Genomic DNA, 23,576 nt, shown 5'->3' with positions numbered 1-23,576 from the left:
CAGTGTAGGGATTTCTCGATCAACCCTCATTATGGCGAGCACCGACCCGTTTGGGAATCCACCGCGACAGCAATCCCGCAATGCCCAGAAATCCGCAGCAAAATGCACAACTTCCGGCAAACCAATCACCGCTGGCTAAATACAAACTGCGGCGACTGTCCAACGGCACATAGTCCACCAGGACTGCTTCCACCTGTTTTTCGCGACCGGTTTCGCGATTGACCGCCCGCGAGCGAATCGCACCGTCGCCGTCGATAATCGCCGAAATCCCAGTATTCACCGACCGAACCATCGGCGTACGATTCTCCACACAGCGAAATGCCGCCGTAATCAGATGCTGATCCAGCTCGCTCGACCCGTGAAACCACCCGTCATTGGTCAGATTCAACAACACATCGACCGGTTTGCCGGTCACGCCCGTCTCCTCGGAAGCCAACAGCACATCACGCACCACATGTGGAACCGTGTCCTCAAAGCAAATTACCGGGGCATAGCGGATACCATCGTGCTCAAACGATTGCGGCTTCGCTCCGGCCGTGATCCCAAAATCAGGCGGATAGGGCGAAAAATTCTTCAGCCAAGGCATGGATTCTTGGAACGGCAGATACTCGCCGAAAGGAACGCGATGCAATTTGTCGTACCGGCCGGCAAGTCCCCGGTCGGGACTCACGAAAGCGGCGGAATTGTAGGTGTGCATGCCATGTTGATCGACTGCCACCGTTTCCAATCCGATGACCATTGCGGCATCGGCCATTTGGCTCAGTTTATGAAGGTTTTGCTTGACTTCCAGGCCGCGCAAAAATTCCAAATCCTGCTTGGGAAGACTCTTTTCCAAATCCGCCGGCGACACGTTGCTTGCTACTTCGAACAGCGGCCAACGGAACATCGTCTCCGGCCAAACGATCAGGTCCGGTTTTTCCAACACAGCCGAACCGGTCAATTTCCGCAGCGAATTGTAGATCGTTTCCACTTGTTTCGGATTGTGTTTCACTTCCGACGTGGCATTGGTCTGCACGGCGGCAATTTTTGGTGCGGGATGCCGGTCGAAATCGGCAGCGCTGCGTCGCCAATACCCATAACCAACCACCGCCACAAATACAGAAAGACACAGCACAATGCCCCGCGCCCGGATCGTTAATATCGTTTGTGGTGTGGGACTGGCGTCGTTGGGCGGCAGCAATTGCAACTTGGCCAACCACCGCGGCGGAATGATCAACGCCACACAAGCCGACATCATTGCCATCACAAAGCTCACGCCGTAAGCGCCGACGACGTCGCTGATTTGAATCAACTCCAACCAACGGTACTGCGAATGTCCTAAATAGTACCAACCAAAACCGGTCAGCAAATGCCCGCGGACCAATTCCAGTCCGACCCAGACCACAGGAAAGGCGATGGCCAAGGGAATGCGAAACCGATGCACGGCCACCCGCGTTAAACCCAGGCAAACCGGAAAATAGGCCGCCATATACACGGCCAGCGCCAACCAAGCGGTATACATCGTCACATGCCCCAACCGCATCCACTGCAGCGTCGGCAGCCAAAATGCTAAACCGGTGAGGTAGGTCGCCAGATACATCAATCGCGTGGGCCGCTCAATGCGGGCCAGCAGAATGAATGGGACCAAACAGACCCAGCCCAAAGGGCTGATATTCAGCGGTGTAAAACTGGCCCAGGCCAACAAACTGGTCAAACCGCCGGCGGCCAGCGCCGCACGCATCGGGGCCGGTTGTGCCCGTGCCGCTTCGATGAACGCACGGGTCGACGGATCCGCTGTGTTCGCCGCTGGAGTATTCGGAAGACGTGATTTCGATTGCGGCAACGTCATGATTTCGGGCGACATGCGCGAGTTCCCATCCTTGGAGGTTCAATTTTTTCAGAGGAGCATATCGTTTGACGATGGCCCTCAAATGCCATGTGGCCGGGAATAATAGACGACTCGCCTTACCAAGGATAGACGTCCATGACCGTCCCCGCGGAGTACACAGCTTCTCCGGCGGGGAAACAGACCATACCATTCGCCGCCGTGGTCGCCCGCAAGTCGGACGAACCCTGCCAGGAGACAATCGAAACCGTGCGCCCCGTCAGGCTCGATTCCATTTGAGCCGGATGATACGTCGGACGATTTCCCTGGTGGCGATACTCATGTTCCAACCGTGCCGACACAGCCAACGGTCGCTGTGGTTCAATCCCCAACAACCGGCGCAGTGCCGTCCGTACGAAAATTTCGCAGCAAACCATACTACTGACCGGGTTTCCAGGCAACCCGAACACATAACATCCTTTATGGATAGGGTTTGCATCTTTTTTGGATCGCTCGCTCACGCCGAACCAGAGCGGTTTTCCCGGTTTGACACGCACCTTGTGAAACACCTGTCGCACCCCGGCAGCTTGTAGCTCCGAAGGAACCAAGTCCAATTTTCCAGCCGAAACGCCGCCCGAAAGCAGCAGCAGATCGCAGGCGAGACCCGCTTCGATCCGCTCCCGCAGATTGGCGCGCTCATCGCGGGCAATTCCTAGCGGGACCGGTTCACCCCCCGCACGTTGTATTTGCGCCGCCAACATCGACTCATTGGAATTGCGAATCTGTCCCGGTTGCGGAATTTCATTCACCGGAACCAATTCATCCCCCGTTGCCAAAATTGCCACGCGGGGACGATGATAGACCGCCACCTGATCGCGACCCGATTCCGCCAACGTGCCGATCTCCTGCGGGCGCAATGGCGTGCCGGAATTCAGCACGCGCTGGCCTCGCTGTGTCGACGTGCCTTGTCGCATGATACTTTGCCCGACCGTCACGGGAGCACCGTCGATTGCGACTACAGCTGGTTCTTTGGAGTCGCGGAATTGTGTGTCTTCGACACGCACAACCGCATCGGCCCCGGCAGGAAGAGGAGCACCGGTCATGATCCGCGTCGCCCATCCCGGCTCAACGGCCCGTGTGGGGACTTGCCCCGCCATGACCTCTTCCAAAAATCGTAGCTCCGCGCGACCCGATGTCACATCCGCCGCACGCACGGCGTAACCGTCCATCAGTGCTTTATCAAACGGCGGTGTATCGACGTCGCTGTCGATATCCTCAGCCAACACCAAGCCCAGTGATTCGCCGAGCGGTACGCGCGCCGCGACAGGGGCGGCAACTTCGGCGATGATGGCGTCCAGCGCCTGTTCCACGGTGAACATCGTCGTCACTGTTTTTTACTGGGAATGTCTAAGAAGTTCCGCAACAGTTGCGACCCCTCAAAAGTCAAAAAACTCTCCGGATGAAATTGCACGCCGTGCAGCGGATAGTCCCGATGCCGCACCCCCATGATTTCGCGAGGGAAATCCTCATCCTCAGTCCAGGCAGTCACGACAATATCCTCAGGAGCATCCGTCGGATCGCCAATCAGACTGTGATAGCGCGTCGCCTCAAAGGGATTGTTCAAACCGGCAAAGACCCCTTCGCCATCGTGATGAATCTGCGAGACCTTGCCGTGCATCAAACGTTCCGCACGGACGACCTGCCAACCAAAGACTTCGCAAATGCACTGATGCCCCAAGCAGACCCCCAGCAACGGCAGGTGCGGTGCGAAATGTTCGACCACTTCCTTGGACAGTCCCGCCTCGTGCGGCGTGCAAGGACCAGGCGAAATAATAATCCGCTCCGGCCGCAACGCTTCGATTTCCTTGATGGAGGTCTTATCGTTGCGAGCGACATGAATATCGAGCGTCGCGTCGATTTCCCCCAACCGTTGGACGAGGTTGTAGGTAAACGAATCGTAGTTGTCGAGAATGAATATCATTGCTGTGCGTCGGACGAGGGGCGAAAATATCGCTACGATGTTTAGAGAACCACCGGCTATTTTCAAATTTGCCGGTGCTCATTTATGCTAACATCCGCAGGGGGAGACCACTAGTGGCAAAGGCATCTACTGGGCAGGGATAATAATATCGCTTGAGGAGGCCCGGTGAACAAGGACAATCCTCTTCCAGTATTTGGCGAGAAATAAAGCTATGCGTCGACACATCATCGGCAGCATGATCCTGGGTGTTGCAACGGCGACATTTGCAATTTTGGCCTGGCGGCACACTTTCGCTACTGTTCACGACAAAGGTTACGCTCTCGCTAATCTCGCAATCTGCGGTTTCGTGTTCACGGTTGCTTGTTTCGGAGGCGCCATTGCCGGAATTATGCGGCAAGTTGCAGTCCGCAATTACCTTGTCGCCCTCGTGATCGCCGCCTTATTCGTAGCGCCGATTCCATTCATCGGGACTGCATACCGCATGAATGCGACCAAGCAATACCTGACCCAAACGTATTCGGCACTTGCGGAGGAGGGACCGCCGTTTCCAAGCGACTTGCCTGCTCATGGGCGCGCGAATCGAGACGCCCTGATTTCACATGGCTACTGGGTCGCTGACGATCGGGAGACGTTCGAAGTCTATTACCACGACGGTTCAGACTCCTTTACCAAAGTGTATCCGACTGGCCAATGGGATTGGCGCGGCAACAAATACGCTGGTCCGGATTCACAACACGAGTAGCAATAGAAAAACCGGCGGGCGCGAGTTTCCTCGTCGTCGCCGGTTTCTCTTCTGTCTCACTGAGCTGCACGTGAAGCTGAATAGCCGGTCATCAAGTCATGGGCACCCGATCGTGGGTGTTACAGCTGGCTGGTCCAGCGGTGTACTTGATGGTCACGCGGTTTGCACTGGCGGACGAGCCGCCAGTGGCACCCTTTTTTTAGCGGGCTATTAACCAGGTTTTTTCGGCAAGGCCACGGAGTACAGCATTGTGACGGTTCCCACCGACATCAAACTGAATGCGGCCCATTCCGGCGGGTCGAACTCTCGCTTTTGTTTGATACCCACACTGCTGAACATACCGCGGAATCCGCTCCGAGCACCGGGGGCTTCCTCCATATTCAGCGTCACTTTGTCAATCATCAGAAACGCGGCCCCCCAGAGCAGGACAAACAGCCCTACGGAGCAAAAAACAGATCTTAGCATTTCAAGGACCTCTTAGATGCGGCCCGAGGGAAGATAGAGCCTTAAACGCTCCCGACCACCTGCGGACGCGAAGACAACGAAAATTGTTCCATCTCAATTATCGACTCAGTTTTGAGACATCTTCAAACAGTTGCCAAAAAAGTGAGCAAGCCGCCGGTAGAGCGTCAGATTGCAGCAATCAGGCAGTCCCGTCCGGCTGCGGATTTGGTAAGGTTCGCCTGAACGGTACAGTTTCTCATGCCCCAGCGGGCCGTGATAGGCTTGGCTTCCGGCAAATTACGGATACGAAGAAAGCCGCGCGGCGCGAACCGGCGGCTGCTCATGAACTCATTATTAATTAGCCTTTGGCCGCAATTCTGTGGACGGCCTAGTAGTGCCAATGCCCCTGGCGATGCAGGCGGTAATGACCCGGCACATAGTGGTAGTGGTTGCCGTGCGGCACATAACCACCCGGCTGATAGTGAAAGTGGCTGGTATCGTGATATCGCGGACGACGATAATATCCACCACGGGGGCCCCAACCACCGCGCCGACGATGGCCACCATGATGATGATGTCCATGACCGTGATGCCCAGCACCGACAATGTCGTTGGTTTCGCCTTCGTCCATAGTGCGTTCGACGGACAAGTCTTCGATTTTTACGCGTGACATAATTCTTTCTCCCGAAAAAAAACGTCTGTCGTGAATTGTCAAAACGATCTTAAATATCGTTTCCCAAAAGTTCTCAAGCGGAGAAGCAAATTCGCTCAAGGGGTAAAAAAGGGCGCCCCTAGGTTATGAAACCTCGGCACGCCCAATTCTGATTGAAACCTGAAATTACGGTTTAGGGTCGACGACGCCCTCCACCATGGTGATGATGTCCACCACCGTGACCTCCGCGATGTCCACCGCGATGTCCACCCCAGTGACCGCCTCGGTGTCCACCACGATGACCGCCCCAGTGTCCGCCGTGATGGCCGCCGTGATGGCCACCCCAATGTCCGCCATGATGTCCACCCCAGGGTCGGCGATAATATCCGCCGCCACCCCAATGGACGCTTCCACCATTCCAATGCACGCCCCCGCCGTAGGGGCCGGTGTGCACGGCGAATCCACCGGCACCGACGATGTCGCTGGTTTCACTCTCTTCCAAAGTACGCTCGACGGACAAGTCTTCAATTTTGACGCGTGACATCAGTTGTTTCTCCCCAAGTACGTGTTGTGGTTTTTTGTAAAACGTTTCGTGGAATCAGTAACCGCTCTGCGATCATGAAGCAAAATGACAAGCGGCTTCAGGAGGGCGTCACCGAATCGTAGGATTCGGCACGCCTTGTCCTGTCTGTTGCCGGATGTCGATTAAGGACGACGTCTGCCATGGTGATGTCCACCACCGTGTCGGCCGCCGTGTCTGCCACCGTGTCCGCCACGATGAGGCCCGCCCCAGTAACCACCCCGATGTCCACCGCGGTGTCCACCCCAAGGACGACGGTATCGTCCGCCGTTACCCCAATAGATGCTACCGCCGTTCCAACGTACACCCCCGCCGTAAGGACCGGTGTGCACGGCGAATCCACCGGCACCGACAATGTCGTTGGTTTCACTCTCTTCCAAAGTTCGCTCGACGGACAGATCCTCAATCTTGACGCATGACATTTTGCTTCTCCAACAATAAAGAGTGTCTTTTCTTGTTTCTCCGTTGGTGGATCACATGATCCGTTTTGACTTGACTGATAAACTACAATCGCAGGAATCGTGCCAGTCAGGTAATCGGATCACGCTTATCGAGAAAAACCGGACACAGCCGTATGTGTGTATTTCTCGCAAGCTCATTCATAGTAACGGTTTAAGAAACTTTTTTATCACGGTGATTTGTAAGGCTCTCATTGGGAAATGCCCAAACTCGCCAGCAAACTCTTCGCCTTGGACTCGGTTGGTGTTGTCGTTTTGATCTCCACTTGGAGTCTAATTGAAGACACTTGGCCGCAGGCCGTCAGCGATTGGTGCCCCTTCTTTTTTAATTGTCAGCCAATTGGGCCATGTGTGCATCGAACAACTGGCCCCGCAAGACAGCCCGCAGGTCATCGTCTAATTCGTGTTTGCCGACTTCTTCGACACGGATGATCAGATGACCGCCGCCCGGCACTTCGAAGGGACCAATCACTTCGGACTCAGAAGCAGCAAAAATCCGATCGGCGATGTCGCCCGGCAGTCCGCCCGCTTCTTCACGAGAAATCAGTCCCAAGTAGCCCCCATCGGAACTGGTCGAATCATCCAGCGAGTGCTCAGCAGCCAAGGCGGCGAAATCTTCACCTTCTTCGCGAATGCTCAGCGCCAATTCTCCAGCGGCACCGGAGTTGTCGACGACCAGTTGGCTGATTTCTGCATAGTCGAACGCGGCTGGGTTTTGGTTGTAGTGCGCATCGATCTGTGCGTCGTCGATCAGTTTGTCCGCCAATTTGGCCTGCAAGATATTGGATTCAAGCATCGCTTCAACCTGCTCGACGGTGATACCGGAATCGGCCAGCCAAGCGTTGGTTTCTTCGGCCTTGAACAGGTCCAAATCAGCGCGAAACGCGTCGAATTCGCTTTGCAATTCATCATCGCTGACTGCCACTCCTTCGTCGGCAGCGACTTTGCTGATGAGACCTTCAAATTCCAACTCGGCTGCAGCTGCAAACCATGCCCCGCTCAATTTCAGCCGCGCGATAATGTCATCCTGTTGCACTGTAGTCGTTGCCTCCGCCATGTGATCAAACTCCTTGAGAGTCATCCTAAGGGAAATTAAATGTGAATTGAGTCCGCGCAGGCGCACGGAGTTCCAAGAACACGTTAAACAAACCGTGGACGAGGTTCTACTAGAAACCGGCGAAACCGGAGCGATTCTGCAAATTACCGGGCAGAGTCAACATTGACGTTTGGGCAATGTCGAGTGTCACTCTGACGGTTCTGCCGCAGGATCGCCCTGTTGCGGAGTGATCGGTTCGTCGGTAAACGTAAAGCGGAGCAGGGACCGGCCGAGGTCCAACGTGACGGTTTGCGCTTCTGGATCTGCCTCGTAATTCAAGACCTGTCCACTGCGGGAATTGATCTTGTAGACCGGTTTGCCGGTCCGCTTATCCAGACAGAGTACGGCAAAGGAGAAGCGGCCGGTGCGGACGCGGGAAACGACGCGATTGGCAAAGAACAGTAACGGAATGTCGCTGGGGTGCCGCCGATCAAATGCTTGGCCGACAACTGTTTCCGACCAAAGCAGCTCTCCTGTACGACGTTCGATGCCATGCACTGTTCCATTGACCTGCAATTGTCGAGAATTGCCGGGAACCGCGGTGCGACCCCTGCGCCCCGGCACAGGATGATTGACAATCACCGTATAGATGTCGTCGGCTGGAAATACCGCAATCGATTTGGTTTCTGGCGGATACTCCAAATCGGTTTCAAAGACTGTCGTCCCGTCCGTGATGTTCAACACCGTCAGTCGCCCTTCGGGTGAAAACACCGCAATTTCGTCGTGTCCCACACGCGTGAAGTGGCTGCGTTGGTGAAATTCCCGTTTCCATAGCATGTCGCCTGACCAAAGGTGTTGTTGCTGAATGACCAATTGATCGTTGGCAAATGCCAAACTCAATACGTTTCCGTCGACGGCGGCAATCAGTTGCTTTCCGGGAATATAGTCGCGAGTTCCCAATTCAGCTCCGTCTGTCATTCGGAAATACTTGACCGTTTTCCCGTCTCCCGAGACGACCATCAATCGGTCTTCATCGGCAAACAACCTGCTATTACGATCCACGCCTCCCCGTTGCCACAACGTTTCTCCGGTCATGGTGGCCACAGCAAAAATGGATCGACCCGATCGGTAGAACACGCCTTCAGTTGTCACCGGACCCAGTACGCCCAGTTGGCGGCCCCGTGGATCAAAGCCCCAAGAATTGTTGCTACGCCTAGCGACGCCGCGACGAGGATACGGCCCCCTTAAGTATTTGCGCCACAGCACCTGTCCGGTGGAGACTTGAGCATCATCCACTCCCGTGCCGCTTTGCCAGCCGAGGGCATCCACAGCGAGAATTTCGTTGCCCGACATCAACACTATCAAGTCGCCGCAGGCGCGCGCGTAACTGTTGAAATTGATTCGGCCTCCGTCGCCGGTGGGAACATCGACATTCCAGACCGGTGTTGTGTTGCCGTCTCGGGCGGTCAAGGTCGCGGTGGTCGATCCGTTTGTCATGGACCATTGCAGCGCGAGCGGCGGACTGTGCCGTTCGCGGACTTCCAACACATTGACCGGCTGCGCGATGGAGCGCGACTGTTGAATTTTTTTCTCATCGACCACATCAACGCGGCCCATCAGCCAAGGGGATTTGTCGGACAGTCGTTCGGCGACCAGTGGATCGGTGGACCAGGATTCGACCAGTTCATTGCCTGTTTTCTTATCCAAGATGGGCGTCTCGGCCCAGAGTGACCGCAATTCTTGCAGGTAGCCGGCTGCATCGGAGTACCGGCCAAAATCGATCGACAAGGCGGCCAATTTCGCGGTCGCAAACGCCACGGTCTGCTCATCGGTGCTGCGGCGCAAGCGCAATAAAGCGAATTCGGATTCTAACGGGTGTATCCCATCGGCGGTGGCGTCGACCATCGCGCGCAGGGCTTTGCTGACCAACGGATGGTTGCCATAGCGAACAACAAAACGACGCAACTGTTCCGACTGAATGGGATTGATTGCAGTGGAGAATTCCTGCTCTGCCTGTTGGTCCAGGATGGCTTTTTGCTCGGCCGACGCACCGTGCAACAGTTCCGACAGCCGTGCCGCGAACCATTGGTCCCGACGAATCCCCCAACCGGGCCGCACCTCGTCGAACCAATCCCCGCGTCCCGTGGAGGAATACTCCAAATAAGCCTCCAACGCGGCGGCTGGATTTCCTTGAGCGGCAAACCCTTCTCCCAGGCTGCGCAGGAAGAGTCCCCGCCGATCCGGCTGGGTCAGTAACGCCGCATCTTGCTGAATAGGATCGAGAGCACCGACAACACTATCAGTGGCGTTCTCCGAACTGTTGGCAGCTTCGGGCTGAACGACTTGTAATAAGTTCCTGATTTCCGCTGTTTGATTTTGATAGGTGGCAAAATCGGTCTGTAATCCTTGCAGCAACAAGTCGAGCAACTGGGTTTGGGCAGCTAGGTTGTTGGTGGCTGCTGCGACCTGACGAAAACCGGTGATCGCCCCCGCCAAATCGCCTTCTTGTTGTGCGATTTCTGCGCTGGCCAGCAACGCTTGCAGGTCAGCAGGGTTTTCCTGAAGGCGTGCGGCGATGCGTTGTTTAGCGCGGCTGAAATCTTCATAAACCGCCATCTCCGTGAGCCCCTGCGAAACAACCGCATCAGGCAAACAGAGCAGGTTCCCGGGGACCGTACCGTCAGGTGTTGCTGCACGGTTCACGATCGATCCCGACGCTAGATCAATCACGACCAGTTCGCCGCTACTCAACGGCACCAGAACGTTCTCACCGCAAAGCACCGCACGTCCACTGGGGGAGGGGATGGGAATCGGCGCTTTAAAAACTGGTTCGCCTGTTTCGAGCTGAAACAGTTCAAGTTCGTGTTTGCCCAACACAACGACGTTTCCATCGTGAACCCCCACGATTTGCAGCCGATCGACTTGCTGTTTGCGCCACAAGAGTTCGCCGGTGAGGACATCGATGCAGTACAATTGCCGCGCATCTTGCGGTGCGATCAGCACGCGCCCTTCGGCGATCAACGGTGTGGTATTTAACCAGCGTTGACCTTCTTGGCCGGGCATCATGCGGTGCGATGAAGGGGACGCGGCAAACCGCCGTGTTGTCCGGGCCGGGCCGGAAGCATTTTCGTAGGTGAAATGCCATTGAAGTTCGCGGCTTTCCACGTCAAACGCAACAACGCCTCCCACTCCCGTGGGACAAATGATCAAACCTTCAGAGTATGCCGGACTCAGACCGGCCACTCGCCTCCAGACATCCAGCACCAAGGATTGCCGACCGGCATTGACCACGAAGAGACTTTGCGACCACAACAGTTCACCGTTTTGCGGGTTGAGCACCAGCATCCGGATGTGACGATCCTGTTCGGCGATCACGTACAAACGTCCATCCAAGGGCAGGGGGGGGCCGAGGAAAAATGTCCCAGCCAACGGAAGCGCAATCTCTCCCGGACCGCCGCCGACTTCCCAGAGAGCTTTTCCGGTTTGCAGGTCATAGGCGCACAGTAAGTTATAAACCCTCAGCGGCGCGGTGATCATGCCGTTGGAGGTCCGAAAGACGTCTAATTCTTCGACGCTATAGACTGACTCGCCGTCGCTGGCCAGATCAGCAAAAGTGTGATCATGCCAAGCGCGTTGCTCGGCAACAGTATTTCGTTTGATTTTTTCAACACCGGGCGAGGGACCGCCATTGTAGGTCGGACTCGGTGGCATGGGATCGTAGGTGGCATCGGCCGCCGTCTCCCAACGAACAGCACCGCTCTGGACATCGTAGGCACGGATTTTCGATCCGGTCGGATTCGCTTCGTCGCCGAGGATTTTAACAAGCAATAGATCATCGACCTGTAGCGGACGGATGGCGGGAATGCTTAGATCCTCCGCCTCGGCCAGCGCGCGTTTCCAATGGTTCAGAACCTCGAGGACGCCAGTGTTATCTGACACGGCCGATCGCCATGTGGGCCGCAGAAACGGAAAGCTTTCAGCCTGGAACTGATTTCGAGTTGGATTGCCTCCCAGCATTCTTAAGTCGTCATTCCGCCGACCTGTTGATTGGGCGGGACCATAAATTTCGGGGAGACTCCCCGCCTCGGCTGCTGGATCGGGAAACAAGGGTTTCCGAGCGCCCCCCAGCAGAATGTGATCCGCTGGTTGCTGCTGTTTTAACGCCGCCAAAATATCCGCCGCTTCGGAGGCCCGCCCCGCCCGCGCCCAGCATATGGCCGCCTTGGTTGATAACATCGGTTCCCAGCGCTGGGTGGCGCGGGGCTGTTTGAGCAATTCTCCAAAAATCCGCACGGCTGCCATGGGGCGTCCGTGATCCATGTGATGTGCGGCGACTTGATAAGCCGCTTCGTAACCGGCCGCGGTATGAAAATACCGCCGCGCGATTTCTGCCATTTTTTCGAAATCACCCGCTGCGCTGGCCGCCTGCAATTCCGCCTGTGCCATGCGGCCATACAGATCCTCGTAGACTTCGAGTCCGTCGGCGGGAAGCGCGGCAATGATTTCACGCGCGGCTGCTTTGAGGCTTCCAAACGTAGCAAGATCGTCGGGCGTTGCAGAATAGAAATGATCCTCGCTGAGCGGCTGGTTGTCAGGAGTGCCGCGGACCGGTTCGCTGCCCACGATCAGCCCCAGGCGACGTAAGCCGACGCGATAATTCTTCGCCGCCAGTTCCTCCTGCGCCATCAGCAATTGTCGCCCGAGTTTCGAGTGTTGCGGAAAGGCGTCAGCGGGCGCCATCGCTTGAACGGGTCCGCCCGGAATGAATTGCTGGGCTAGACCAACGGTGCACGGGAGCAAACTCCCCAGCATCAGCATCAGCACTGTCCACGCTGCGCGTCGGCTGCGCCACATCGATTGCATAGGAAGACTCATTTGCAGAAACTCTCCTCGTCCTTGAAACAGCGATTTCACCCGATCAATCAGGTCAAATTCGCAACGATGCCTGTGCCTGCTATAAGAATCGTATTGCGATTGTCGATTCGAGCCTCATCAGCCCCGCACGAATTTCTGACAATTTCGTGAGAGATTCTCGCCGTGTCAATTCTTGACGTGTGACAATACGTTTTTAGAAGGCCGTGCTGATTTCATCACCGTCTTGATCGATCCATCCTTGCCGATCAACAATTATTATAGCGGATTCAAGCTTTTGAGGGCGATTCCACTTCCAGCTTGACATAGATCCGGCCGAAAATGAAAATATAAACGAATCTTTACGTGTTGAACACTGCCTGTCAAAAAAGAGCCTGCAGAATGTCCCGCCCAAGTTGCCACGAATTCCGCACCTCGTCACGACTGAATCGTCGTGATCTGTTGCAAGCCGGTGCGTTGAGCTTGCTGGGCGCAGGTCTTCCCGGCAGCGCGCGGGCGGCAGAGGCCGGTTCGGGACCGGTCGGTTTTGGATCGGCCAAGGCATGTATTTTTCTTTTCATGTGGGGCGGCCCCAGTCAACTAGAAACCTTTGATCCCAAACCGCATGCACCGTCCGAAGTACGCGGGGAATTCAATCCGATCGACACCGCTGCTCCCGGTGTGCAAATCTGCGAACTGTTCCAAAACCTTTCGCAGCAAATGGACAAAGTGGCGGTCGTCCGTTCATTGAATCATACCGATCCGGCGCATCTTTCCAGTGGACATGCGACGCTCACGGGGCATTGGGCACCGGTGATCAACAGCGACGCGGCTCCCCCCAGCGAAAAAGACACGCCGCACATGGGAAGCATGATGTCGCGACTGCGGCCCATGCCGGCCACGCTGCCCTCGTTTGTGACGATGCCCTGGTTGGCACTCCACCCCGCAGCCCCGGGCGGCCGCGCGCCGGGACAACATGGTGGTTGGTTGGGTCACAAGTTCGATCCCTTTTTGGTAACGGGCGACCCGAGCAAACCGGATTGGAATGTCCCCGCGCTGCGATTGATCGACGGGATGTCGGTCGACCGTCTGCGGGATCGCCGCGCATTGTTGGGCAACATCGATGCCCAGCGGGCGGCGCTGGACCGCTCCGCACAAGTCGTGGATGTCGCCGGGCAACAACAGCAAGCGTTTCAGTTATTGGGCTCAGACCGCACGCGGCAGGCGTTTGACTTGAATGGGGAGCCAGACGCGGTCCGCGATCGTTACGGACGCAACCTGCATGGACAATGCGTGCTGATGGCGCGGCGACTCGTGGAGCGTGGCGTGCCGTTTGTCTCGATCAATTGGCACAACGACGGCCGAAATTTCTGGGATACGCACGGCAACAATTTCAATCGCATGAAAAACGATCTCGTCCCACCTGCGGATCAAGCCTTGTCCACACTGCTGGTTGATCTGGAGGAACGAGGCCTGTTGGATGAGACCATCGTGGCTTGGGTCGGTGAGTTCGGTCGCAATCCGAAAATCGATTCCAACAATGCGGGGCGGAACCATTGGCCGCGGTGCTACAACGGACTGTTGGCCGGTGGCGGGATTCGCGGCGGTCAAGTTTATGGCAGAAGCGACGCTCAAGCGGCCGCTCCGAAAGACAATCCGGTCTCACCGCTGGATTTCGCGGCGACAATTTATCATGCACTCGGTATCCCCGAAGAACTCATGGTGCCCGACCGCTCCGGCCGCCCGCAATTCGTCTACACCGGCCACCCGATGCTGCCATTATTTGCATAGCACAGCAATCTGGTGCATGATGGTAGAGATGTCGTGTCACGAGCATTTCTGCGGCGTGTCGCGTGGATCGAGGTTCGTCGTCTCTTTGATCGGTGGCACGATATGGCTGCTCGCTATTCGCACTGCACTGTTTGGCATTCCAGCAACATGGTCGGCTTTGTGACCATTGTCGCCTTAACCCTGTTCCTGCTGAACGGGACAGCTGGTCCCGTGTTTGCCCAGGGTAAGGCGGGGCCAAAGAAAACTCCGCTGGTTCCTGAGCGAAACTGGCAGATCCTTTTTTCCGGCCAACCGACGAAGCGCAAGACAGTCATCCCGCTCGATAAATTCCCGGTGCTGGCCAACGATACGTTGGAGTTTGTCGGTCCTCGCCCGGGCGATCCGTACCAACTCGGCAAATTTCAAACCGACGGTCAATGGGGGATTCAACAAGGACTGATCAAACGCACTGCGGGTGCGAATGCGGCACTGACATTGGCCGAGGCCGAGGATTTTGAACTGGAAGGACGGATCAACGCCGAAGGCGTAGGCGGTTGGTTTTGGCTGTTGGGTTGGAAAGACGGCAACGGATACGGACTGTATAACATCACCTTTAAACAAAGCGGCAGTCCTTGGTTTGCCACGGAATTCGAAGATCGCGACGCACTCGATAGTGGCGAGGAGTTACACAAGTATCGCTGGAAGGGAGAACAGCCGTTTTGGATGAGCGTCGAGAACAAAAAGTTGAATCTGAAAATCGGGAATCGAACTGCTGTGATCCGCGACATGCCGCTGCCCAATTATCAACGGGGCCAAATTATTCTCGGCACCTATGATACGCGCTACGGGCCCAAGGACATCCAAATCCGCTCGCTGCGGATTCGCCTGCCGCCGAAGAAAAAATAACGGCTCACTTCGGCAACAACGCCTGCACGTTTTCCGGCGGACGGCCCAAGATGGCTTGGCGGCCTTTGACGACGATGGGACGTTCGATCAGTTGAGGATGCTCGACCAGCAGCGCAATGGCTTCCTCGCGCGTCAATTCGCACCCCTTCAAGCCAAGCTCCTTATAAACGGCCTCGCCTGTGCGAAACAATGCGCTCGGCTCAATCTTTAGTTTCTTCAAGATCGCGTCTAACTCGTCTGCAGTCGGAGGCGTTTTGAGGTATTCGACAACATCCGGCTCGATGCCCGCCTCGCGGATCAACTGCAGGGTTTGTCGGCTCTTGGAACAGCGGGGGTTGTGGTAGATTTTCATCGTGTCGTAACTTCGGTGGATGATTTGTACTCACTAAACTCAACAGGTGGCGGCGCGAGTCCACTATAGCTGAAACCGGCATTGTACAAAATCAGGAGAGCAAAGCACTTGCTGCGCTACGACAAATAAAAAGCCCCGCCGCGGATTTCTCCGCGACGAGGCATCGCCCTACCCCACGTTTTTGATTCCTAGCCGAAGTAGCTATAGGAAATCGTGTCTTCACCCGATGCGTAGTCCATCAAGTAGGCCGTCGAGATGTAGTAGTAGGCGTTGGGATTAATCCGCTTCAGGTTTTGACGCAGATTGTCCGCACCCGCTCCGCCGTACAGCCAGTCGTAGTTGCTCGCGTCGTAACCGCCATCCAACGTGTCGTTGCCGTTTTGGCCGTATAGGCGATCGGCTCCGAGTCCGCCATTGATGTAGTCGTTGTCGTTCCCTCCGTAGAGGTAATCATTCCCGGCATCCCCGTAGATGCGATCGTTACCGTTACTGCCCCACATACGGTCGTTCCCGTTGCCGCCCCGCATGTAATCGTCGCCTGCATTGCCGACCAGTTGGTCGTTCCCGTTGTCACCGTAGATGCTGTCGGCCCCGTCTTGACCCCAGATGGAATCGTTGCCGTCTCCGCCACGCATGTAGTCGTTGCCGGTTCCGCCTAGCAACACGTCGTTGCCGGCATCGCCATACATGAAGTCGCGGTCTGCTCCACCGTCGAGCCGGTCGTTGTCATCGCCGCCGTACAATGAATCGCTGCCCGCTTCGCCGTACAGCGAATCGAATCCATCCTGACCATACATCAAGTCGCCGCCGATACCGCCGTACATGCGATCGTTGCCGTCTCCGCCATACATCCGGTCGTTCCCGTCATTGCCGTACATGTAGTCATTGCCCGCTCCTCCATTGAGGAAGTCGTTCCCGTCGTCGCCGCGGAGGGTATCATTGCCCGCTTCGCCGTACATCATGTCGAAGCCGTCACCCCCGCGGAGATTGTCGTTTCCGTCCTGGCCGAAGAGCAGGTCATTACCGGCTTCGCCATAGAGTTGGTCGTTGCCGTTCCCTCCATAAATCGTGTCGTTGCCCGCCTGGCCGTTTAAGTAATCGTTTCCGTCGTTGCCGCTTAAGATGTCGTTGCCGTCGCCGCCGAACAGGTTGTCCGCTTGCGTTCCACCGACGAGTGTGTCGTTCCCCGCTCCACCGTTGGCATTCATGTTGATGTCGGTGTTGTTGACGATTCCGTCGTTGCCGGCACCCAGGTTGGCCACAATCCAGTTGACGTCCTCGACGTTGTAGTCGCGATCCTTGATCACGTCGCCATCTTCGTCGTAGACGGTGACCACCACTTCATCGATCTGGCCGTCGTCGTATTCGTAGGTGATTTCGACGATGTCGTTTTCGTCAGTCCCTTCGATTGTGAGGATGCCGTCGTCCAAGTCGATGTCGACATTGGCGGTCATCACGCGGCGATCTTCGAGAGCTTCAAATTTCATGTTGCGGTTGGGGGAGAGAGCCATAACTAAGTTCCTTAGGTTCAGTGTGCGGTGTGTGTGGGGGAGTAGTTTGTTTTGATAAGTTGCTTAGCGTTGCTGTGAGCGATTTGTTACCGCTCTACACTGAAATGCCGAGTTCTCGCTCCAACGCGCCACCGCAGGGCATAAAAAATGCGGTTTTCACAGAATTCGGGAGGGGAAATGCTGGATCGACCTGGAGAAAAACGCAGCCATTCGTGTGCTGAGGAGCGAAATGGGTCTACGTAATGCCATTCACCGAAAAGCGAGGCGACTGGGGCAACTGCCGCATTTGCACCGCTTGCTGCCTAGCTTTTGAGAGACGCAGGCAGGGGCTTGGGGGCACAGTCAGTGAGCACTTGATAACGCAAGCTTATTGTCTGTAATGCTTTGCACAAAAAATTGCCGGTTCGGTTGGTCCAACTGGTACGTCGTTTGCACGTCTCCAGGCGGCTGGAGATGGTGGCTGCTTACGGTTCGCTATCCGGTCATTCAAAAAACTCGCAAAAAATATCCTATTCGACTTGATTCTCATGTCCGGTTTTTTTGGCGACTTTCCATCTTAAAAGTGTGTATCATTGCGAGTGCGGGCCGACAGCGAAACGATCTGTTGACTACAATTGGGCCATCTCAACTTCCAAACAGGGGATGATTATGCATCGAAAATGCAGCCTGCTGATATTCGCTTGGTTCGCGTCGCTCTTGCTGGCGCATGTCCCGCAACAAGGAGTCGCAGACGACACCCCGTCCGCGGCAGCGACTGATACCGAAGCCGGGGCCGCTCAAGCCGCACCGGCAACTGACGCGGCTGAAGTGGCCGAACCTGTCGAAGTAGCGAAACCGGCGGAAACAGAAAAACCGGCCGAGTCGCCCTATCTGGCAGAAGGCGCGATCTTAGCCGTACGCGGATCGTCATTGGTGCTCACCAGCGACGAATCAGCCGCTCTCAAAAAGGGAGCCACATTCGAGGTCTATGTCGAACTTCCCCAAGGTTTAGGGACAGCTATCATTGCCGAGGGCAAAATTGCCTCCAACGACGAAGGCTTGCTGATCGGCAAGATCACCTCGAAAGACAAAACCGCCAAACTCTCGACCGAGATGAAAGTCCGCTTCCGCAAGTCGGAGGCCAAGGACGAGGCGCCGGTCAAGGCCGATCCCCAAACGCCTCCGATGAAGAAGACCGTCACCGCTAAAAAAATCACCACACCGGAATTGCCCGCAACCAAAGGTTTCCAAGCAGCGGTGGATCGCTACAAGCGAGCGGTGTTGTTGGTCAAAGACAGCAAAAACAAATCGCACGGTACCGCTTTCGTGATTTCTAAAAAGCACCGACTGTTGGCTACCAACGCGCATGTCGCGGATATTGCCGAAACCGTGGTGTTGAACGAAACCCGCACCGAATACAAAGTGACGCGGCGCTGGTTCCATCCCGATACGTTGCGGACGATGCGTGAAGACAATCAGACCGTCATGAAATCGCAAGACCCGAAGGTGGGATCGGTGGATCCCCGCGGAACCGACTTGGCGATTTTGCAATTGGAAAAAATTGGTCCGGATCTACCGGCCGAAGTCGTCTTGGCCGATCCGGAACAAGCCAAGTCCATCGTCGGTGCTGAAATTGGAATGTATGGCTATCCGGCCTACAACACGCAAGCGGCCAGTGGGCAGTTCGCTCAAGCCACGTTCGTCACGGGAACGGTCAGCCGTCTGGAAAAACTGAATGGACACCCCGAAGACCAACGTGTGGAAAACCGACGTCGCGTGGTCTACTCCGGTCCCAACTATCCCGGTTTCAGCGGTTCCCCGATCTTTCTGGACAATGGCCGCGTGGTGGTCGTCAATCATGCTGTGACGAACCTCAAGGATGGCACCAAGGTCGCCTATGGAATCCGTGTGGATGCCCTGTGGGACATGCTGGGACATTTTCAGTTAGCCGACAAAATCAACAACTCTCCGGCCGAAATGCCTGAGCCGATTTTCATCGAGAATCAAAATCCGCAGGTGGCAAAACTGCAGACCGCGATCGATCTCATGAACCAGGCACGAGCCCATCACAAACAGGGAGAATTCTCTGAATGCTTTGACGCGATGTCCAAAGCGGAAGAAACGGCTCCATGGTACTGGGAGATTTATCTCACGCGTGCCAAAATGGTCGACGATTATGTGACCCGCGTTAAACTCACCCGTGAGGATCAGGCAGCTTGCTACGAAGCCAGTCTCAGTTACTACTCCAAGGCGAATGAGTTGCATTTGAAGAGCTTCAACATTCGTGCGTTGCCGATTTTATTGGACTTCGCACGGCAGAGCATCAACGTCGCTCGCTTCCGCGAAAATACCGAAGTCCTCAAGCAAGCGATCACGGTTCTCGAGGACAAAGACGTCGTGAAGGTCGCCTTCGAAGGCAAAAACGCCGCTTACTTCCTGGCACTCCGTGCAACGGTCAAAAAAGACCTTGGCACGATGAACAAGGACATCAAGTGGTTCGAAGGGGCACTGGCCGACATCGACGAAGCCATCCGTCGGCAACCCGGGCATGAGGAGTATGTGAAAGAACGAAGTTCCATCATCCGCAAAGCCCAACTGGCCGGCGTTGTCAATTCGGGCAATTGATGCCTGACGCAAAACGTCGCTGCGGGAAATCCGCGATAGCAATTCCAACGGTCGTCCGCCGAAACAAAATTCGGCAGACGACCGTTTTTTTAATGCGTGAGGCCAGCGGGACGGTTGCAGGTGTCGTCATCTGGGTTTAAGCCCGTTTGGTGGATGATTCCGAGTTCTCCGATTCGCTGGCTTCGGCGGACTCCTTAACGCGCAACAGCGTGTTGGTCCAGTATGCCTCGTACTTGCTGATCCAGCGTTCTGTGATTTGCCGAATGGGGGTCACGTTGAGCGAATTGATGCGAAGGCGGCCTTCGCTGCGTGTATGCACCAACCCCGCTTCACGCAGCGTGTCGAGATGCTTCATCACTCCGAAGCGTGACAACTGCGGAAACTTTTCCACGATTTCCGTGGTTTGTCGAGGGCCGTCTCGCAGCAAGTCAAGGATTTCCCGCCGCGTGGGATCCGACAGGGCTTTCCAAATATGGTCCAGGTTCTTCGCCATCAGAAATCATTTCACTCCGCAAGTTGTTTGACAGTGTTGGCAAAATACTCCCAGCCATGCGTCACGCCTTGGCGATGTTCTTCTTCCACCTGCCCCAATGCGCGATGCCGCAAGTACAATTCGGTGCCGCCGGAAATTTGTGTCAGTCGAAATTGGATGTGCCCGGCGACTGGATAGGACATGAACATCGGGCCGTGGATTTCGATCAGTGTTGGTGGCTTGATGACCTGCACAAAGCCCCACAGGTGCCCTTGGCCGTTCCCCAAGTCGCGAAACCAGCGGCCCCCCGGCCATTGTTCGAGCACCATCGGCAACGGTTTGTTGTCGGGCGTTGAGTTTTCATCGGTCAGTCGACGGATCAATGCTTGGTAGGAGTCGCCGATCGCGGCGTGGATGTCGACGGTTTGAATCACATCGACTGAGAGATCTTGCGTTTCAGGCATGGTTTTCTCCGATTGTCTTTCTACAAGTCGTTTCAAAACCCTCTGACGCATCACGCAATCACTTGTATTATGGATGCATGAACAGGCGCAACCGGGTTTTGAAACTGGTTCTAGTTATTACCAAGTCGTTCCAGAAATTGTGAATTCACATTTGTTCGCCGGTTGCGAGTTCGACTGCTTTGGTGCGATAGATCCATCCCAGCCACAAACTGCCCAGGAAAAATTGAATCGCCAGGTAAGTCGATTCGATGAGAAACCATGTTCCCAGCGGCTGAATATTTTGTTTTGCGGCGGCTGCCAGGACGTGCATGGACCAATGGTAGCCCCCCATGATGGCGGCAAACTTGAGGACACCCCCGAAAAATGAGGTACCGCGACAAAGTTGCGGATAGATCCAAGACAGCAAAATTCCCTGCAACAAAATCGCGGCAAAGCCAAACGCGATGATCGGTTCGGAGCGCGAGAAATAATGGAGCCGTTCGTAAGTCGCCTGGAAAGCGACAAGATGCCAGACATAGGCCAGCGGAAAGGTGATGCACAGATAGCCGATCGTTCCGAGCATCAATTTCACAGGTGTGGGTTTCATGAGCGTGGCCATTCTGAGGAGAAAATCAAATCTCCGCTCTCGCAGCTTGCTGAAAGTTGCAGGTATGATTTTGACTTGACGTATTCTACAAAGCAGCTAACATGTGAACTTAATGTAACGTGACAAATAAGTCACGTCACGTCAAGTGCGACTCAGTGACTTCGCAATTTTTTCAAAGACCAAGGAGAGAGACCATGACCGCGATCGAGTTCATCAAGATGTCGTTGGAAAACAGCAAGAATTGGGCGATGGGATTGATTAGCGATATGAGCGATGCGCCGCTCACGCAGCCGACCTCTGCGGGCGGGAATCATCCGCTCTGGGTTCTGGGGCATATCACCTGCGCCGAAAGCGATTTGCTGGACGGCTTTATTTTGGGGCAGCCCAATCGTTTTCCGGAGTTGCAGGAATTATTCGCAATGGGCACCACTCCCACGCCTGATGCAGACCAATATCCGACGATGGACGAATTGATGGCCAAATTCGAAACGATCCGCGCCGCGACGCTGGCGCATCTCGACACGCTGACTGAAGCGGACCTCGACAAACCGAGTCACGCCCCAGAAGAATTCGGACCGTTTTTCGGAACGGTGGGAGCGTGCTTCGGGGGGATGACGATTCACTCCAGTTTTCACGCCGGCCAAGTCGCCGACGCCCGCCGAGCCGCCGGACGCGGGCCGTTGATGGCGTGAGCACGGGAACGCCGTTGTTGAGGGTCCCTGCACGTCAGATCCACTTGCGTGTCCTGGCTTGGCAGCGACCCTTCGGTTTACCCCAACCTGAGGATTCGTCGAAGCCGTTGAAAGTATGATTCCGTTTCGAGCGGCCCGTAGTTAAATAAGAGTACCCAGCGGACTTCGTCGGACTCGGGGAAACGTCCTGCCAGAATGGATTCGCAAAGTGCAAAACCGGTTTCGCGGTCGGTGCATTTGGAATAGTCGCCATCGATTTGGATGCCACAACAGTCGCAGAACAGGTCTTCCACGCCGTCACCGGACACTTCGCTCAAAGGAAACTGCGGCCGCAGCAGTCTCTGTTGGGGAGTCGTATACAAAATGAGCGACGATTGGCCGTCAAATTTCAATGAGATGTTGTCACGGGTCTTGCCAACCGCCTCGAGGGTGCCAACATCTAATTTGCAGGCAAACTGTAATGCATCACAAGGACTCGATGATTCGAAGAGTTGGTCGCCATCTTCGTTTTCAACTGTGCAATCCCAATCGAACGACGTTTTCATGAGCTGAATGTGCCAAAACCAATGTTTGAAAATTAGTACGGTGATATTTGAGGTCCCTCGGCGCGGTCACAATATTCACCGTCGATTGCCGTTTGAAGATTATAGTCGCCCGGCCTGCTAACCGTGGATGCTACTCCGCTGTTGCAGGCTTTGGCCAGCGTACCGGCGGCGCATGGATCGAAAACAGCCCGAGCCCAGAACGTTGCAGCAGGGGCATATGGAGACCCAATTTATCGGTTCAAACTCTGCAGCGGTTTGGTTACAATCAGCAACTGGCAGTTTTCAGCGATGAGGACAGGCGAAGCAGAGTCAATGTGTTGCCCTGTCCATCATCGTCGGGAGCTAGCAAATTGCCACGGCCGAGTGGCGGAATTGGCAGACGCACGGGACTTAAAATCCCGAGTCCGTAAAGGGCGTGGGGGTTCGAGTCCCCCCTCGGCTATTCTTATAGAAATCCGCAAAAGAGGCTGCGCAAACGGTTCCCGCCGTTTTTGTGGCCTCTTCGCATTTCCACGCAGCACCAAAACTCCACTGACCAGCACCGACCATTCTCAACCCTGTTCCACCAACTGGCTGGTATCACCGTTGGTATCACCGATCACTTTCCGGCGAGCCGCCGCTGCCCGTACCGCATCTTGGGAGTTGACATAGTACTGGGAAGTCGTGTTCGGGTTTGAGTGCCCTAGCCAGCCTTGGACGACCGGAAGAGGATGCTCAGCAGCCAGTTCTGAACCGGCGGTGGACCTTGCATGCTTGAAGGTCACATCTCCCACACCGGCGTGCTCCCGGATGCGTATCCAATCAGGGACACACTTGAGCGTATCGTGCCCAACTGTGAGCGACACCGGTCTGCTACGTTTTGCGTGATGGGACAAAGCTGTCAGCCACACGGTCACACCTCACGTCGCAACACCGTCATCCGTCACGTACGAAAAAGCTTCCAAAGACTCCAAAAAGATTCTTGAATCCTCCCGTTCCGCCTGCGGCGGCAGGGGGGCGATTTCATCGCTTGAATTCGATGGTCTGGATGCGAAGTCCTGGGGACTCCTAAGTTCATCGACGCGGAGTCATCGAGCGGCTTCAATCCGATCTTGGAAAGTCTGTCGATTTTGCTCCTGTCTTTGAA

The 23,576-nt window shown here is 55.6% G+C and carries 21 protein-coding genes and 1 tRNA gene; 6 read left to right on the top strand and 16 right to left on the bottom strand.

Annotated features, from left to right (window positions below; translation table 11 throughout):
* Window positions 1–19: 19 nt before the first annotated feature.
* The 3 genes from lnt to Mal52_RS28605 form a co-directional block, all read right to left on the bottom strand.
* Window positions 20–1,843 (bottom strand): apolipoprotein N-acyltransferase, encoded by a 1,824-nt coding sequence (gene lnt / locus Mal52_RS28615; RefSeq protein ID WP_145380312.1) that lies wholly within the window; start codon window positions 1,841–1,843, stop codon window positions 20–22.
* A 101-nt stretch (window positions 1,844–1,944) separates the two neighbouring features.
* The gene (locus tag Mal52_RS28610) at window positions 1,945–3,183 is read right to left on the bottom strand and encodes a molybdopterin molybdotransferase MoeA (protein ID WP_145380311.1); all 1,239 of its coding nucleotides are present in this window, start codon (window positions 3,181–3,183) and stop codon (window positions 1,945–1,947) included.
* Between the two features lie 5 nt (window positions 3,184–3,188).
* Complete coding sequence (locus Mal52_RS28605; RefSeq protein ID WP_145380310.1) at window positions 3,189–3,785, bottom strand: anthranilate synthase component II; 597 nt, start codon at window positions 3,783–3,785, stop codon at window positions 3,189–3,191.
* Between the two features lie 211 nt (window positions 3,786–3,996).
* Here Mal52_RS28605 and Mal52_RS28600 point away from each other — a divergent pair, with 211 nt between their 5' ends.
* Entirely contained in the window at window positions 3,997–4,527 is a 531-nt protein-coding gene (locus tag Mal52_RS28600) for a hypothetical protein (protein ID WP_145380309.1), read from the top strand.
* Between the two features lie 210 nt (window positions 4,528–4,737).
* On the opposite strand, the gene Mal52_RS28595 is transcribed toward Mal52_RS28600, so the two are convergent.
* From Mal52_RS28595 to Mal52_RS28570, 6 genes are all read right to left on the bottom strand, one after another.
* Entirely contained in the window at window positions 4,738–4,992 is a 255-nt protein-coding gene (locus Mal52_RS28595) for a hypothetical protein (protein ID WP_145380308.1), read from the bottom strand.
* A gap of 367 nt (window positions 4,993–5,359) precedes the next feature.
* Window positions 5,360–5,644 (bottom strand): hypothetical protein, encoded by a 285-nt coding sequence (locus Mal52_RS28590; RefSeq protein ID WP_145380307.1) that lies wholly within the window; start codon window positions 5,642–5,644, stop codon window positions 5,360–5,362.
* A gap of 172 nt (window positions 5,645–5,816) precedes the next feature.
* Complete coding sequence (locus Mal52_RS28585) at window positions 5,817–6,167, bottom strand: hypothetical protein (RefSeq protein WP_145380306.1); 351 nt, start codon at window positions 6,165–6,167, stop codon at window positions 5,817–5,819.
* Between the two features lie 161 nt (window positions 6,168–6,328).
* Entirely contained in the window at window positions 6,329–6,625 is a 297-nt protein-coding gene (locus Mal52_RS30050) for a hypothetical protein (RefSeq protein ID WP_197534540.1), read from the bottom strand.
* A gap of 361 nt (window positions 6,626–6,986) precedes the next feature.
* The gene (locus Mal52_RS28575) at window positions 6,987–7,718 is read right to left on the bottom strand and encodes a peptidylprolyl isomerase (protein WP_197534539.1); all 732 of its coding nucleotides are present in this window, start codon (window positions 7,716–7,718) and stop codon (window positions 6,987–6,989) included.
* A gap of 186 nt (window positions 7,719–7,904) precedes the next feature.
* Window positions 7,905–12,572: an outer membrane protein assembly factor BamB family protein gene (locus Mal52_RS28570; RefSeq protein WP_145380304.1), complete on the bottom strand. Its 4,668-nt coding sequence runs from the start codon at window positions 12,570–12,572 to the stop codon at window positions 7,905–7,907.
* 378 nt (window positions 12,573–12,950) lie between these two features.
* Between Mal52_RS28570 and Mal52_RS28565 the strand changes: the two genes are divergently transcribed.
* Window positions 12,951–14,339, top strand: coding sequence for a DUF1501 domain-containing protein (locus Mal52_RS28565; protein WP_145380303.1), 1,389 nt, complete (start codon window positions 12,951–12,953; stop codon window positions 14,337–14,339).
* Window positions 14,340–14,441: 102 nt separating this feature from the next.
* Window positions 14,442–15,224 carry a hypothetical protein gene (locus Mal52_RS28560; RefSeq protein ID WP_145380302.1) on the top strand — a complete coding sequence of 261 codons (783 nt, stop codon included), beginning with the start codon at window positions 14,442–14,444 and terminating at the stop codon, window positions 15,222–15,224.
* Window positions 15,225–15,228: 4 nt separating this feature from the next.
* Here Mal52_RS28560 and arsC read toward each other — a convergent pair whose 3' ends face one another.
* On the bottom strand, window positions 15,229–15,576 hold the full coding sequence (gene arsC / locus Mal52_RS28555; protein WP_145380301.1) for an arsenate reductase (glutaredoxin): 348 nt from the start codon (window positions 15,574–15,576) through the stop codon (window positions 15,229–15,231).
* 188 nt (window positions 15,577–15,764) lie between these two features.
* Entirely contained in the window at window positions 15,765–17,087 is a 1,323-nt protein-coding gene (locus Mal52_RS28550) for a calcium-binding protein (RefSeq protein ID WP_145380300.1), read from the bottom strand.
* A 648-nt stretch (window positions 17,088–17,735) separates the two neighbouring features.
* Here Mal52_RS28550 and Mal52_RS28545 point away from each other — a divergent pair.
* Window positions 17,736–19,691 carry a S1 family peptidase gene (locus tag Mal52_RS28545; protein ID WP_197534538.1) on the top strand — a complete coding sequence of 652 codons (1,956 nt, stop codon included), beginning with the start codon at window positions 17,736–17,738 and terminating at the stop codon, window positions 19,689–19,691.
* Between the two features lie 136 nt (window positions 19,692–19,827).
* On the opposite strand, the gene Mal52_RS28540 is transcribed toward Mal52_RS28545, so the two are convergent.
* The 3 genes from Mal52_RS28540 to Mal52_RS28530 all read right to left on the bottom strand — a co-directional run bounded on the left by Mal52_RS28540 (window position 19,828) and on the right by Mal52_RS28530 (window position 21,213).
* Window positions 19,828–20,184: an ArsR/SmtB family transcription factor gene (locus Mal52_RS28540; RefSeq protein ID WP_145380298.1), complete on the bottom strand. Its 357-nt coding sequence runs from the start codon at window positions 20,182–20,184 to the stop codon at window positions 19,828–19,830.
* Window positions 20,185–20,195: 11 nt separating this feature from the next.
* Complete coding sequence (locus Mal52_RS28535) at window positions 20,196–20,627, bottom strand: SRPBCC family protein (RefSeq protein ID WP_145380297.1); 432 nt, start codon at window positions 20,625–20,627, stop codon at window positions 20,196–20,198.
* A 145-nt stretch (window positions 20,628–20,772) separates the two neighbouring features.
* A complete protein-coding gene (locus tag Mal52_RS28530; protein WP_145380296.1) occupies window positions 20,773–21,213 on the bottom strand; it encodes a hypothetical protein in 441 nt (146 codons plus the stop codon).
* A 194-nt stretch (window positions 21,214–21,407) separates the two neighbouring features.
* Here Mal52_RS28530 and Mal52_RS28525 point away from each other — a divergent pair, with 194 nt between their 5' ends.
* A complete protein-coding gene (locus Mal52_RS28525) occupies window positions 21,408–21,905 on the top strand; it encodes a DinB family protein (protein ID WP_145380295.1) in 498 nt (165 codons plus the stop codon).
* A 77-nt stretch (window positions 21,906–21,982) separates the two neighbouring features.
* On the opposite strand, the gene Mal52_RS28520 is transcribed toward Mal52_RS28525, so the two are convergent.
* The gene (locus tag Mal52_RS28520) at window positions 21,983–22,450 is read right to left on the bottom strand and encodes a hypothetical protein (protein WP_145380294.1); all 468 of its coding nucleotides are present in this window, start codon (window positions 22,448–22,450) and stop codon (window positions 21,983–21,985) included.
* A 357-nt stretch (window positions 22,451–22,807) separates the two neighbouring features.
* Between Mal52_RS28520 and Mal52_RS28515 the strand changes: the two genes are divergently transcribed.
* Window positions 22,808–22,892: transfer RNA gene (locus Mal52_RS28515), tRNA-Leu, on the top strand.
* A 109-nt stretch (window positions 22,893–23,001) separates the two neighbouring features.
* On the opposite strand, the gene Mal52_RS28510 is transcribed toward Mal52_RS28515, so the two are convergent.
* A complete protein-coding gene (locus Mal52_RS28510) occupies window positions 23,002–23,295 on the bottom strand; it encodes a tyrosine-type recombinase/integrase (protein ID WP_197534537.1) in 294 nt (97 codons plus the stop codon).
* Window positions 23,296–23,576: the final 281 nt, after the last annotated feature.

The organism is Symmachiella dynata, from assembly GCF_007747995.1.
Classification (GTDB): domain Bacteria; phylum Planctomycetota; class Planctomycetia; order Planctomycetales; family Planctomycetaceae; genus Symmachiella; species Symmachiella dynata.
Note: the sequence above shows the minus strand (reverse complement) of the source record. Positions and strands in the feature narration are given on the sequence as shown.